The 14,156-nt window shown below is 60.4% G+C and carries 12 protein-coding genes; 7 read left to right on the plus strand and 5 right to left on the minus strand.

Annotated features, from left to right (window positions below):
* The first annotated feature begins 182 nt into the window (after positions 1–182).
* The 3 genes from LF252_RS08705 to LF252_RS08715 all read left to right on the plus strand — a co-directional run bounded on the left by LF252_RS08705 (position 183) and on the right by LF252_RS08715 (position 3,826).
* Positions 183–644 (plus strand): peptidylprolyl isomerase, encoded by a 462-nt coding sequence (locus tag LF252_RS08705; protein ID WP_226269194.1) that lies wholly within the window; start codon positions 183–185, stop codon positions 642–644.
* 271 nt (positions 645–915) lie between these two features.
* A complete protein-coding gene (locus LF252_RS08710; RefSeq protein WP_226269195.1) occupies positions 916–2,592 on the plus strand; it encodes a hypothetical protein in 1,677 nt (558 codons plus the stop codon).
* Positions 2,593–2,596: 4 nt separating this feature from the next.
* Positions 2,597–3,826: a radical SAM protein gene (locus tag LF252_RS08715; protein WP_226269196.1), complete on the plus strand. Its 1,230-nt coding sequence runs from the start codon at positions 2,597–2,599 to the stop codon at positions 3,824–3,826.
* A 172-nt stretch (positions 3,827–3,998) separates the two neighbouring features.
* Here the strand turns inward: LF252_RS08715 and LF252_RS08720 are convergent, their stop codons facing one another.
* On the minus strand, positions 3,999–4,178 hold the full coding sequence (locus tag LF252_RS08720) for a hypothetical protein (protein WP_226269197.1): 180 nt from the start codon (positions 4,176–4,178) through the stop codon (positions 3,999–4,001).
* A gap of 256 nt (positions 4,179–4,434) precedes the next feature.
* Positions 4,435–5,964, minus strand: a complete 1,530-nt coding sequence (locus tag LF252_RS08725; RefSeq protein WP_226269198.1) for a sigma 54-interacting transcriptional regulator — start codon at positions 5,962–5,964, stop codon at positions 4,435–4,437.
* Positions 5,965–6,226: 262 nt separating this feature from the next.
* Here LF252_RS08725 and LF252_RS08730 point away from each other — a divergent pair, with 262 nt between their 5' ends.
* Entirely contained in the window at positions 6,227–6,976 is a 750-nt protein-coding gene (locus LF252_RS08730; RefSeq protein WP_226269199.1) for a DUF4386 domain-containing protein, read from the plus strand.
* Between the two features lie 21 nt (positions 6,977–6,997).
* On the opposite strand, the gene LF252_RS08735 is transcribed toward LF252_RS08730, so the two are convergent.
* Positions 6,998–8,104, minus strand: a complete 1,107-nt coding sequence (locus LF252_RS08735; RefSeq protein WP_226269200.1) for a vWA domain-containing protein — start codon at positions 8,102–8,104, stop codon at positions 6,998–7,000.
* Between the two features lie 152 nt (positions 8,105–8,256).
* On the opposite strand from LF252_RS08735, the gene LF252_RS08740 reads away from it, so the two are divergent.
* Both LF252_RS08740 and LF252_RS08745 read left to right on the plus strand, forming a co-directional pair.
* Positions 8,257–8,538, plus strand: a complete 282-nt coding sequence (locus LF252_RS08740; RefSeq protein ID WP_226269201.1) for a DUF427 domain-containing protein — start codon at positions 8,257–8,259, stop codon at positions 8,536–8,538.
* Positions 8,539–8,727: 189 nt separating this feature from the next.
* Positions 8,728–9,348, plus strand: a complete 621-nt coding sequence (locus LF252_RS08745; RefSeq protein ID WP_226269202.1) for a hypothetical protein — start codon at positions 8,728–8,730, stop codon at positions 9,346–9,348.
* A gap of 142 nt (positions 9,349–9,490) precedes the next feature.
* Here the strand turns inward: LF252_RS08745 and LF252_RS08750 are convergent, their stop codons facing one another.
* On the minus strand, positions 9,491–10,471 hold the full coding sequence (locus tag LF252_RS08750; protein WP_226269203.1) for an acyl-ACP desaturase: 981 nt from the start codon (positions 10,469–10,471) through the stop codon (positions 9,491–9,493).
* Between the two features lie 81 nt (positions 10,472–10,552).
* Complete coding sequence (locus tag LF252_RS08755) at positions 10,553–12,238, minus strand: hypothetical protein (RefSeq protein ID WP_226269204.1); 1,686 nt, start codon at positions 12,236–12,238, stop codon at positions 10,553–10,555.
* Between the two features lie 230 nt (positions 12,239–12,468).
* Between LF252_RS08755 and LF252_RS08760 the strand changes: the two genes are divergently transcribed.
* Positions 12,469–14,151: an ArnT family glycosyltransferase gene (locus LF252_RS08760; protein WP_226269205.1), complete on the plus strand. Its 1,683-nt coding sequence runs from the start codon at positions 12,469–12,471 to the stop codon at positions 14,149–14,151.
* Positions 14,152–14,156 lie beyond the last annotated feature (5 nt).

Genomic DNA, 14,156 nt, shown 5'->3' on the forward strand with positions numbered 1-14,156 from the left:
AGGGTTAGGGTGGTAGGACAGAACAGCGGGCCGGGGCCGCGCGGGCGGTATGCTTACGGAGCTCGGCCTTGGTTGGTTGGGCCGACCGGCAGTGGGCATTTTGGGCTACCTTTGTGCCCGGCGGTACCCGCCAGCGGCTCCTTATGCGTATAAGGGGCCGTTCCACCCTAGTTTCAACCCCAATGAAAACTGCTGAAATCCACACCAATAAGGGCGTAATGAAAGTTGAGTTCTACGAGCAGGACGCCCCCAACACCGTAAAAAACTTCACCGACTTGGCCCAGAAAGGCTACTACGACGGCCTGAAGTTCCACCGCGTTATTCCCAACTTCGTGATTCAGGGTGGCTGCCCCAACACCCGAGAGGGTGCGAAAGGCACGCCCGGCACCGGCGGCCCCGGCTACAAAATTGATTGCGAGCTGAACGGCGGCAACCAGCGCCACGACCGGGGTGTGCTGAGCATGGCTCACGCTGGCCGCAACACCGGTGGCTCGCAGTTCTTCATCTGCCACTCCCGCGACAACACCGCCCACCTCGACCGCAACCACACCTGCTTCGGTAAAGTGGTAGAGGGCCTCGACATCATCGACCAGATCAAAGCCAACGACTCCATCGAGAAAATTGTGGTAAGCGAGCAAGCCTAAGCAGCTACTTCCTTCCACGTAACAGGCCCGCCGGTACTACACCGGCGGGCCTGTTGCATTATCACGTTTGAAAGTCCGACTTGTGTATACATAAACATTTATTATTCAACATCATACATTATTCAAATATTCTAGCCGAAAGTCCTATGCTTAAAAAGAATGGTCAGGCGACGTGAGGCGGGCGGGCTATGTTCGGGACGGTAGCCTTTGGGGCCGTTGCGGTGCTGCGCCGCCGCTCCACTAGCCATTAGCCAACCATTCATACCCGACTATGCCTACTCGTTTATCTGTTTCTACCCACCTGCTGGCCGCGCTTCGCCGACGGGGGCCAGCCGCCGGGTTTGGCTGGCTATTGTTGCTGGCTCACCTTGTATTGATTACGGGGTGTAACTACTACCACACCCGACAGGAGCCCGTAGCCCCGGCGGGCCTCAGCAAACTGGCCGACGCCAAGCTATTTCTCATTCATGAGGGTGAAAGCGTGTGGCAGTTACGGAATCCACAGCTGCAGGGCGAGGTATTGGTAGGCCAGAAGGCTGAGCTCGCGCCGGATCAGCGCCTGTACGCCTCACCTGAGCCCCAGAAGTCGCCCCGCTACAAAGGCCGTGATAAGCAAACGGTGCTCAACCTGGTACACGTGCACGTGACGGCCGTGCAACCCAGTGAGGGTACTGAGGTACGCATTCCGCTGGCTGCCATGCAGCGCCTGGATGTGGTGGAGGAAGACACGGGCAAAACCATCCTGTCGTACGTCCTCGGCTCTGTGGGTATTGCGGTGGGCGTGTGTGTGCTGGTAGGCATCATTATTCTCCTGACCAAAAGCTCCTGCCCGTTCGTGTACGCCTATGATGGATCCAGCTACCGGTTTGTGGGCGAGGCGTACGGCGGGGCCATTTTTGCGCCGGCAGAGCGCGACGATTACATGCCCCTGCCCCTGATTCGGCCCGTTGACCAGGAATACCGCCTGACCATCACCAACGAGCTTCGGGAGCGGCAGTACACCAACGTGGCCGAGCTCTGGCTGGCCCACCACGCCGCCGACGTGCGCGTGTTGGTAGACCAGACGGGCAACGTGCACACCATTGCGCAGCCCCAGCTGCCCACCCGAGCCGTTTCGCAGGCCGGCCACAACTACCGCCAGCAGCTGGCCGCCCCCGACCACTCGGCCATTCTGTTCAACGAAAGCACCCCCGGCACCGCGCGCAACAGCGTGGAGCTCACGTTTGCCAACCCCACGCGGGCCCGCGCCGGCAAGCTGGTACTACAGGCCCAGAACTCGCTGTGGCTGGATTACCTGTATGGCGAGTTCACCAAGAAATTCGGGAGCTATTACCCGCAGTGGGCCCGCACGCAGCACGATGTACCAGCCCGAGAGCTGCGGGAGTGGTCGGAGCAGCAGGGCATTCCGCTGGAGGTGTTCGTGGAAACGCCCGCGGGCTGGCAGTCGGTGGCCCGGATACCACCCGTTGGCCCGCTGGCGGCCCGCGAGCTGGTGGTACCGTTTCAGCTGCCCGCCACGGCAGCAGCCGGGCCCGTGCGCCTGAAGCTGGAAACCGGGTTTATGTTCTGGGAGCTGGACTATGCCGCCGTTGATTTCAGCCCCAACCAACCCGTGCAGCTGGAAAAGCTGACGCCCACCACCGCCCGCGACGAAGCCGGCCGCGACCAGCGCGCCGCCCTCCGCCGCACCGACGGGCAGTACCTGGCCCAGCTTCGGGCCGGCACCGAGGTAGCCCTCACCTACCGGCCAACGGCGGCTTCCGCCCGGCCGCGTACCACGGCGTTTCTGCATACCCGCGGCTACTACGAGCACATCCGCCAGTACGAAGGCCTGCCCAACCTCCCAGAGCTGTACTCCTTCCGGCAGCCGGGCCGCTTCATCGAATTTTCGAAGGAACGCTACCAGCAATCTGCCCAGGCCCTCACGCTCACCGCTGCTAACCAGTAATCTGATGCCCGCTACCCTCATCCCCGACCTCGCTTTTCTGGATATGCCGGCCACGCCGCCGTACCCGGTGCCCACGCTGGCCCCTACCGTGGTGGCCTCCCCGTTGCGGCGCCGGTTGCTCAACCAGGCGCTGGTAGTGCTGGAAAACGGCCTTTCCCTGCGCCTGCTGCGGTGGCCCGGGCGCTTGGGCCGGGCGCACACTCTGGTGCAGCAGTTGCGCCGGCAGTACTACGGGCCACTGCAGGTGCACAAAGTAGCCAAGGTAGCCGAGCGGTATTACCGGGAGTTTCAGGTGCCCGGGTGGCCCTCGGCGGCGCACACCCGCCACGTGGGCACCACCCTGCACCGGCTGGTGCCATTTCTGCCGCAGCCGCGCACCTTGCAGATGGCCTTCGTGGCCGTAACCAAGAAATGCCCGCTGGCCTGCGCCCACTGTTTCGAGTGGGACGCCCTCAACCAGCCCGAGAAGCTCACTCTGTCCGATTTACGGCAGCTGGTAGCCGATTTGCAGGGCCGGCACACCTCGCAGATTTTCTTTAGCGGCGGGGAGCCCATGCTGCGCGTGCCGGTTCTGCTGGACCTGCTCCGCTCGGCCCGGCCCGGCACCGATTTCTGGGTGTTTACTTCGGGCTTCCACTTCACCCTGGAGAATGCCCGCCAGCTGAAGGCCGCCGGCCTCACGGGCGTGTCCATCAGCCTCGACCACCACGATGCGGCCCGGCACAATGCGTTCCGGGGCTCCCCCGAGGCATTTCAGCGGGCCATTCAGGCGGCCGTGTACGCCCATCAGGTGGGGTTGGTGGTTGCCCTCACCGTGTGCGCCACCCGCGAGTTTACCACCGCCGAAAACCTGCTGGCCTACGCCCGCCTGGCCCGGCAATTGGGCGTCACGTTCATTCACGTGCTGGAACCCCGTGAGGTGGGTCATTTTGCCGGCCAAGCAGTAGATCTTAGTCCCGCGCAGCTGCAATTGCTGGAGGATTTCTACCAGCGGCTCACGTACAGCCCCGAGTACGCTGACTGGCCTATTGTGCACTACTACGGCTACCACCAGCGGCGCATGGGGTGCAGCGGAGCCGCCGACCGGTTTCTGTACGTGGATACCGACGGTGACGTGCACGCCTGCCCCTTCTGTCAGCACAAAACCGGCAGTGCTCTGCACGGCTCCCTCGATGCGGCCGTGGAAGCGGCGTGCAGCGGTGGCTGCCACGCGTTCCGGGCTGCCCCCATGTGAGCCGCTGCCGCCCTGCATTTCAACCAACCGAGCCGCATGCAGCAACTACTTTTGGCTGCCCCCGAACAAAGCAGGCCCCGCGTACCAAACGGTGCGCGGGGCCTGCGGTGTGCAATAGGTAGTGCAGAAAAAAATGAACCGGGAAGGCGGCCCGCGCGGCGGGGGCTGCGGCCTAGCGCTTCTGGAAGATCCAGCGGCAGCCGGGCTGATATTTCTTGTACACGGGTCGGTGCAGGCCGCCTTTATAGAAACGAGTATTACCCACGCGGTTGGCCGAGGCAGGAAGGCTGGGCAGCAAAAGGGCTACAACCAAGGCGAGGCAGGCGAAACGGGCGGCGAGTACAGCTTTCATATTTGGGAGCAATGAGGAGTGTCAGAAGGAGAGTTCTGCGGGGTCTTGCCCGCCGGGAACACTACAAAGGAACACCACGTCTTCGGCCCCAATCGGACTCCTTCGCTGGGCCTAGACGCTTCCTCTCTGAACCAGTCGGTTTTCTATCTGAAGCGGGGAACTAGGGTTATCCTTCTCACGGCAGCGCCTCAAATGCAAATAGCCCACTCACAGCCTGTACAGCTGAAAGTGGGCTATTTCGATGAATGCCTGTTACCTACCGGCGCTTGCGCTTTTTCGACGACAGGTATTCCTCGTCGTCGTCATCGTCGTCGCCGAAGTTGGGCATGGTGAACATGCTGCTGAGCAGGTCCTTGAACTGGGCGCCGGCCGTGAGGCGGTTGCGCGAAATCAGGCTGTGCTCGGCCATGCCGTGCAGGGCAAACTCCATCCAGAAGTGCAGGTTTTCCTTGCTCAACTCGGCGGGTACGCTCTGCTGCACCATGTCCTTAAGGCCCGGCACTATATCCAGCACCTTGCGGTAGTCCTCGTCGGAGGCATCGTGCAGCAGGTCGATGGTGCGGGTACCGAACCAGTCCTGCACGGGCTTGTAGGGGTTGGGCTTATCCTTCTGCTTCTTGGTTTTCTCGGGGTCGGGAAAGTATTGCAGAAACTGGGTGCGCAGGGCCTTGCCCATCAGCTTCTCGGCCACGATACCCGCGCCTTCCTGCTCGCCTTCGTACACCAGCTCCACCTTGCCCGTTACGGCCGGCACGGCCCCCAGGAAGTCGGCAATGCGCACGTAGGTGTGGTTTTCGCCATTAAGCAGGGCCCGGCGCTCGGCGGCGGCAATTACCTGCTCGTAGGCCGAAATGGTGAGGCGGGCCGACACGCCCGATTTGGCATCCACAAACTCGGAGCCGCGGGCCTCAATGGCCACCTGCTCCACCAGGTCGTGCACCACGTCGTTGGTGGTTACCAGGCCACGCTGCTCCTCCCGGATGCGGGCCTCCTGCTTGGTGATGCGCTTGCCGATTTCGATGCTCTTGGGATAGTGCGTGATAATCTGCGCGTCGATGCGGTCTTTCAGCGGCGTTACGATGGAGCCCCGATTGGTGTAGTCCTCGGGGTTAGCTGTGAATACGAACTGGATATCCAGCGGCAGCCGCACCTTAAAGCCGCGAATCTGGATGTCGCCTTCCTGCAGAATGTTGAACAGGGACACCTGAATCCGGGCCTGCAGGTCGGGCAGTTCGTTAATGACGAAGATGCCCCGGTGGGCCCGCGGAATCAGCCCGAAGTGAATTACCCGCTCGTCGGAGTACGGCAGCTTGAGGGTAGCGGCCTTGATGGGGTCGGCGTCGCCGATGAGGTCGGCTACCGATACATCGGGGGTAGCCAGCTTCTCGGTGTAGCGCTCGTCGCGGTGCAGCCAGCTGATGGGCGTGTCGTCGCCCTGCTCGGCAATGAGGTTGCGGGCAAACACGCTCAGGGGCTGCAGCGGGTCGTCGTTCAGCTCGGAGCCGGCCACCACGGGCACGTACTCGTCCAGCAGGCCCACCAGCAAGCGGGCAATGCGGGTTTTGGCTTGGCCCCGCAGGCCCAGCAGGTTGATGTGGTGCCCGGCCAGAATAGCACGCTGCAGTTCCGGAATAACGGTTTCCTCGTAGCCGTAGATGCCAGGAAACACTTCCTGCTTCGATTTCAGGCGTTGGATCAGATTGTCGCGCAGCTCTTGTTTTACGGAACGGGGCTGATAGCCGCTGGCGCGCAGTTGGCCCAGCGTATGGATAGTTTCGTGGTTCATGCGGAGTGGTAAAGGAAAACTGGATTCCCAGCTTGGTTAACTGCTAAAGGTAGGCGGAGGTTCAGGATGTAATTACGCGAAGGGGCACCGGGGCATAATCAGTGGAGAAATAGCAAGGGTCGTAGCGCCGGAAACCTGCACTACCGGCCCGCGTGGTAACGCAAAAATTCCCCAGGCAACGCTTATTCAGCACTACGCATCTGCCAGCTGTCCGGCAGGTACCCGCTGCTGCTTCCACGCTTTCCCCCTCACTCTCCTCGCTATGATTACTCGTTCCATTTACGCTTCGCCCCGCGTGTATGCCCGCCTTGGCGGGGCACTGTATCTGCTGATCATCCTGTTCGGAGCTTTTGCCGAAGGGTTCGTGACCGATAAGCTGGTGGTTCCGGGCAACGCGGCGGCCACCGCCCAACACATTCTGGCCGCCCCGGGGCTTTGGCAAAGCAGCGTCCTAGGCAACCTGCTGGTAGTGGTAAGTGCCGTGCCGCTGATGTGGATTGAATATATACTGCTACGCCCCGTAAGCAAACCCGTGGCGCTGCTGGCCTTGCTACTCAACACCACCTCGCTGGCCGTTGAAGCCGTCAGCAAAGTGTTTTTGCTGCTGGTACTGCCAACGCTGACTACCCCCGAGTACGGCCAGGCCCTCGGGGCGCAGGGGCCGGCGGTGCTGGCCAGTCTGGCGCTAAAATCGCACGACGTCGCGTTTAATATTGCCCTCATCTTCTTTGGCGCTACCTGCCTGTTGAATGGCTACCTGATTTTCCGGTCGGGCTTTCTGCCGAAGCTGCTGGGCGTTTTGCTCCAGCTAGCGGGTGGCTGCTACCTCGTGGCCTGCTTCGCGGCCCTTTTTGCTCCCGCGCTGGCTAAGCAGCTTCTGCCGGGCATTCTGCTGCCTTGCCTGATCGGCGAAACGGCATTGTGCCTCTGGTTGTTAGCCAAAGGCGTGAACCGCGCCCAATGGCAGAGTTGCGCCCGTCACGCTCAGCAGCCAACGCTGGTACCTGCCTAGCATAGCTGCCAGAGCCAACGGCTACAACGACTTGCGCCGGTTCTGTTTGTAGTCCTCAAAAATCAGGTGGCCCAGGCCTTTGAGGGAGCTGTAGTAGGCCTTACCCTGATTTACTTCCGTGAATTCCTGCACGAAGCGCCGCAGATACGGGTCGTCGGCAATCATAAACGTGGTGATAGGCACTTTCAGCCGGCGGGCGGCGGCGGCCAGGTTCAGCGTGCGGTTCACCACCTTACGGTCAAGGCCGAACGAATTTTTGTAATACCCGCCGGGCTCCTTCAGGCAGGTGGGCTTGCCGTCGGTAATCATGAAAATCTGCTTGTTGGCGGTTTTGCGCTTGCGCAGCAGATCCAGGGCCAGCTCCAGGCCAGCTACCGTGTTGGTGTGGTAGGGGCCCACCTGCAGATACGGCAGCTCCTTTACCTCAATCTGCCAGGCATCGTTGCCGAACACAATAACGTCGAGGAAATCCTTAGGGTACTTTTGCTTCACCAGCTCGGCCAGGGCCATAGCTACTTTTTTGGCGGGCGTGATGCGGTCCTCGCCGTACAGAATCATGGAGTGCGAGATGTCAATCATCAGCACGGTGCTAGTCTGGCTTTTGTGCTCGTTTTCGCGCACTTCCAGGTCACCTTCCGTGAGCATAAAGCCCCCGTCGCCGAGGCCGTGGTTAAGCTGGGCGTTGCGGATGGACTCCGTCATCTGAATCTGCTCCAGCGAGTCGCCGAAGCGGAACTCGCGCATATCGGTGCTCAGCTCATCGCCCTGCCCGGTGTGGGGCGTGCGGTGGTTGCCGGTGCCCGATTTCTTGAGTTTGCCGAAGATTTCTTCCAGGGCCGAGCGGCGGATGTTCTGCTCGCTTTTGGCCGTGATGTTGAACGCGCCCGGCTCCTGCTCATTCTCATCGATGTAGCCTTTCTTCTTCAGGTCCTCGATGAAGTCGCCCATGCCGTACTCATCGTTGGTGAGGCCGTACTGCTTATCCAGCTCGTTGAGCCACTGCAGGGCCTCGCCCACGTCGCCGCTGGTGATGGTAACCAGCTGCATAAATATTTTCAAAAGGGAGTCGAAGCCCGTATTACCCGACTCCTCGGGCACGAAGTCCCGGAAACGAAAGCCTGCCGACATAATAAAAGGGGGAGTGAGTATCTAGAACAACAAGCCGGTAGAGTTAGTTTTTCGTTTGTCGTTTTGGTTTTGCGGGTGTCGCCTGCTCCGTTCATCCGAAACTTCTTCAACCAATACGAGCAGTGGAAAACGATTAACTGAAAACAAACAATATGAAAGCCATCTGGAACGATACCGTCGTGGCCGAAAGCAACGACACGGTAGTGGTAGAAAACAACCACTATTTCCCGGCCGACTCCATCCGGCGCGAGTTTTTTGAAGACAGTATTGCCGGCACCACCTGCCCTTGGAAAGGCCGGGCCAGCTACTACTCTTTGCGCGTGAACGGGGAGCTGAACAAGGATGCAGCCTGGTATTACCCCGAGCCCAAGGAGGCCGCAGCTGCTATTAGAGGCCGGGTGGCATTCTGGAAAGGCGTACAGGTAATGCCATAGCACGCCTATCATTTACCGGAATACTGCAACCGAATATAAACTACCGACTATTTAATCAATACATAATAGAAAAAATACAACTCAAACCTTCTACATTGCGTACCAAATTGCCAACCTCTCCCGGTTAGATAGTTGGCGGTAGCTAAACTACCGCCGCATTTTCAGCCTCTTCCCTAATTTCCATACACCATGCGTATTTCCTCTTTACCTCGTTTGCTGCTGGCTACCGGCGTGGTAGCGGCCACGCTGTCGGCCTGTGACTCTACACGACAGGTAACCAGCGAGGCATCCTCCGACACCGTTCCAGCGGCTCCGACCGTGGACGAAGGCGACGTGAGCTTCAACCGTGAAGTAACCCAGGGCGACTACCGCTTCACCGTGAAAACCTTCGGTTCGCAGGAGCCCAGGGTGGTAAGCATCCGCTCTTACCGGGGCTCAGCCCAAACCATTGACCCACTGCGGGCCGAGGTAATGGGTGCCGTAACCAACATTGCCGCCGCCGACCTGAACGGCAATGGCAAACCCGAGCTGTACATCATGACCGACAACAAGAAGGCCAACGGTGGACTGTACGCTTATGAATTTGCTGAGCGTGGCTATGCTCCCATTACCTTCCCTGGTACGCCCACGGGCCAAGCCGGCATGGGCTACTCGGGTCAGGATACTTACCAAATCAGCGGCAACAAGCTGGTGCGCACTTTCCCGGTAACGCCCGCCGATGCTTCGCAGGCAGCTACCACCCGCACCGTGGAGTACACGCTGGACCCCAGCGGCAAGCTGGTAATGGGCCAGATGATGGACGCCAAATAGAGCTTAGAGCTTAGAGCTTAGAGCTTAGAGCTTAGAGCTTAGAGTGTATGAAAGAGGCCCCGCCGTGGTTACGGCGGGGCCTCTTTTTTGGTCTTTGTTGGTCAGGTGCTAGGCACTGTGCACCAAGCGCCACTGACTCCAACTATTCAATCCATTTGAATTTGTATTCCAGCTTGGGTACGGGCATGCGGTCGGCTACGCGGCGCAGGCGGTTGGGCAGGGCCATGATGTACTCGCGGGCTTTCTCGGCGGCTCCATTGAGGCCGGTAATCTGGTCGATTTTCCAGTCGGCAATCAGCGTGTCCAGGATTTCGGTGTAGTCGTGGCTGGTATACACGCCCAGGCGCTGGGCGGCGTCGGTGAAGTGGCCGAAAGTTTTGCCGATATCCACGCCCATTTCGCGCATGTAGTGAGCGGGCATCACAATCTTCTTACGCATCATGTCCTCGAAGGCCAGCATCATTTCGGAAGGGTCGACCTCGAAAATCTTCTCCACGAATGTTTTGTAGACGCGGGCGTGGCGGGTTTCGTCGCCGGCAATCATCCCGCAGATTTTGCTGAGCTGGTCTTCGCCCACTTTGCGGGCCAGCGTGCCCACGCGGCGGTGCGAGAGGTTGGTGGCCGTTTCCTGGTACGAGGTGTACACGAAGGCCCGGTAGGGGTCGTGGGCCGTGCCCAGGTCAAAGCCATCGGCAATGAGGTACTGAGTGCTGACCTCAAACTCGCGCATGTTCACGCGGCCACAGAGGTACAGGTAGCGGTTGAGCAGGTCGCCATGGCGGTTTTCTTCGGCCGTCCAGCCCCGGATCCACTGGGCCCAGCCGTTGTCCGGGTCCCGATTCAGGTCGTCAAGCTCATGAAACCAGGCTTCGTAGTTGGGCAGCGCCTCCTCGGTAATGGTGTCGCCGATGAGCACGGCCAGCAAATCGTAGCTGAGCTCCTTGGCCCGCTCGCGCAACAGTTTTACTTCATCAAAGAACGAATCGAGGCGTGAATCGGGCAGGAAGTCAGCAGGCTGCCAGCTGCTTTCCACGCTTTTAAGGAAGGAGCCGAGGTTTTCTTTCACGAAGCCTTCCATATACTGGAGGACTTCGGAGCGCGAGGTGACGGAAGCGGTAATCATGGTGACGGGAGAAAAAGGTACTAGCGACTTCAAAGGTACAGTACCCCTACCCCCGCATAGCCGAAATAAGTCCTGGATGGACTACAAAATTTTGGCTTTCGAAGATGAATGCGGGAATTTTGCACGAAAAAGGTATGCATGCATAGCATTTTTCCGAGCTCGACGATTAATAGATGCCTGCACCAACTGCAGCATAGGCTGCCCGCCCGGCCGGCGTAAAGCCAGATGGCGGTTGAGTAGGTCCGCGCCTTCCGGGGAAAGCAACCAGACCACATCGGAGCGTTGACCTAGCCGCTGCAAAGCCCCGGTGAAGTCGCGGGAGCCGGTGAGTTGCTGCCGGAGCGCGGGCTGCGAAGGGTGCAGGGTTTGCCAGCCCACAATGGACAGCCGCAAGGGGAATTCTGTCAGCTTGCTTCGGCCGCTGACGGCCGAGGGCAACACCTCATCCTGTAGCGGAGAGGCCGCCTTGTACGTACTCTCCCACAGGTCTGTCACCACCACGCGGGCACCGCGGGCCAGCTCTGCCAGTTGTTCCCGCCTCTGGTTGTTACGCAACCGCTCCGCAGCCAGCACTTCGCTGCGGTGCCAGGTTTTGTAGCCGTATGGCACTGCAGCTACTACCAAAACCGCCAGCAGCAGCGGCAGGGCCAGCCGGCGCGGCACCACGCCCCGCCCGAATACGCACACCAGATTACCCAGCAGCCAGAAATTCAGCAGCGGCAGGGCCAGCCGGGGCGGCAGCTTCATCACGATGCCAAGGCCCAGCATCAACCCTGCATAGCCCAGCTGCACCAGCCCAAACCACCGGTTGCCGGGTTGCCGGCCTACCAGTGCCCAGGTAGCGGCCAGCAGCAGCAACAGCGGAAAATAGTCGTGTGGGAGCTGTTGTAGCAGGTGTAAGAATTTGGCTGGGGCCGTTTCCCACAGGAAATAGTCTGGCTGAAACGGCGCGGTGCGGGCAAACAGTTGCTCATTTACCAGCGTGGAATCGGGGAACATCCACGCGCGGGCTTCCACCAAACCCAGGCTGTCGGCCGATGAAAGGGGTTGTGCGGGCGGGGCAGCCAGCTGGAAGTCGTTAAGGTTGGATTTGAGCACATCGAGGCGGCGAAAGGTGACGGCGGCGGGCGGCCATGTGAGGTGTAGCCAAAGCGCCCCGGCTATGCTCCAGGCGGCGGCACCAGCCAGTACGGGCACCCCGCGCCGGCCCGCCAGCCACCATGCGCCGGGGGTAGCGGCCACGGCTCCCAGCACGGCAGCACTGGGTCGGATCAGCCAGCTTAACCCGAAAGCGAGGACTCCAACGGCCAGGGCCCAGCGTGCCGGGGCCCGTTGGGCGGCAAATAGTACGCCCGCCCCGGCCAGCAGCAGCGGCACCCGCATGTAGTTGAACCATAGGCTATGCTCCAGCCAGGCCACACTCCAGAAGAGTACCAGCCCCGCTACAACCACCCAACGGCCGGCGTGGGGCCGCAGCAACCGCCACAGCACAGCAAAAACCAACACAGTGGCCACGTACAGCAGCCCGTAGAGAGTGAAACCGTACCAGGAAACCAGCGGTGCCTGGGCGTACAGCCAGCTCCAGCCCCAGGCGAAGCCGTGGAAGTACAGGTATAAGTTGGACACCGGCGCGGCAGCCGTTTCGCCGCGCAGCAGGGCCACAATGGTCAGGTCGTCGTTGGTTTCAAAGTAGCAGCCCAGCACTGTACCGCCTAGCAGCAGCAACAGCAGCGGAAGCAGCAGCAGAAATACACGTCGACGCATCATATCCCGCAAGATAGTGAGGAGGTGACAGGAGACAGGCTAGTACGCCATTTCGAGCTTGCCGAGAAATCTCGCGTGCTGAGGTGGTGGAAGTAATCCTGACGTGTCGACACGCTAGATTCCTCGAACACTGGCTTGATGCTCCACATGCTCGGAATGACGTACCAACCTGTCCCCTCATCCCCTATCACTTCATCACCTGTTACCTGTCACCTCATTGCTATCTTGCCCCAGTGAACCGATTTGTACTTCGTTTGCCGGACTGGACGCTGCTGCTTGTGGTGGCTGTAACGCTGGCGTATTTCTTTCTGACCCATGAAGGACTCTATGCCCTCGATGATTATTACTACTCGCGCTACGCCCATCAGCTGCTAAGCGGCACTTTCCGGCTGGAGCCAGATCCGCAGGGGCAGTTGCACGATCCGCTGAAGGAGCGGTATCTGATTTTCGGGCCGGTGGCGGTGTTTTTTCAGCTTTTTGGGCTGAATATCATTAGTGCCACCCTTTGGCCGCTACTGGCTACGCTGGGTTGCGCGGGGCTGATCTGGGGGCTGTACCGGCGGCGGGAGCAGGTGGTGGCCAGTGGGGCCATGTTGCTGCTGGGGCTGCACTATTTCACGCTCAACCTCACTAACTACCTCTATCCCGATAATATCCTGATGTTCTGGTGCCTGGCCAGCGCCGTCGTGCTGCTACGGGGCCGGGAGCCGGGCCTCCGGGCCGGGTGGTGGGGTGCAGGTTTTGCGCTGCTTAACTTTGCAGCCTTGCTCAGCAAAGAGACTATTGCCTACTACCTGCCTTTTTATCTGGGAGTATTGGGATTCGATGCCTGGCACCGCCGCCACGGCAGGTTTTGGCTGGCTGCATTAGGCTTGGGCGCACTGTTGTTGCTCGGGTACCTGGGAGTGTATTGGCACTACACTAGCGATGCACTGTACCGGATTCACCTGATTGAGCATACCAACGAATACCTCAAAGAGGGTAATTTTCTGGTAGGCAACCGGGCGGCTTTGCTGGCCCGCATTACGTGGCAGCCACTTAGCTTTTTTGTGGGGGCTGGCCTGGGGCTGATGCTGGTACTGGCGGCCGGAGCGTTGGGTCGCCAGGCGTCGGGTGACAGCACCCCCGACCGGCGGTTTTGGTTGGTATTGGCCGGAAGTACGCTGCTCCTATACTGGGTGGGCAGTACCTCACTGAGTAGCTATAACCCTATTACCCTCCTGCCCCGCATGACAACGCCACTGCTGCCGCCGCTGGCCCTGGCGGCGGGTTTTGGCTTGCGACGGGCAGTACAGGAAGGCGGCTGGCGACTGTGGGCAGCCGGGTTGCTGCTGCTGGCCCTGGCGGGCTGGCTGCACAATGCCGTGGCCATCCTGTATGCGCTACCGGGTGTGTGGCTGCTGGCAGCGGCGGGCGGCAGCACACTGCGGCAGTGGCCCACCTGGATTCGGCGCGCAACTCCCGGGTTTGCGGCAGCCACAGTGGCGGTATTAGCTCTGGCACTAGCTATCCGACCGGTATATTTCATGCGGAAGCCATCCGTATCCGAGCACTTTGCGCAGGACCGGACTATCCGGCGGCATCTGCAGAGCCCGGCCCGGGGCACGGTGTTGGTAGATGACTACCTGATTGGCAATTACGACTTCTACTACGGCTTTCAAATGCCCGCGGGGCTGCAGTACCGCCGCTACTGGGCCCGCGACTCTGTGCAGTCAGCTCCCGACGAACACGCTTGGCTGCTCCTCAACCGCGCCACTCTCAGCAACGACGAACTAACCCGTAAGCTCATCCGCTACTCCCCCGATTCGGTGCTCAGCTGGTACCCGCGTCGGCGACTGGTGGCCCAGGATGGCCGCGTGGAGCTATATGAGGTGGAACTAGAACGCGGGGCGAAGAGCGGCAACGTTAGTCAGTAGCCCTA

This window comes from Hymenobacter pini (genome assembly GCF_020421205.1).
In the GTDB taxonomy this organism is placed as follows: domain Bacteria; phylum Bacteroidota; class Bacteroidia; order Cytophagales; family Hymenobacteraceae; genus Hymenobacter; species Hymenobacter pini.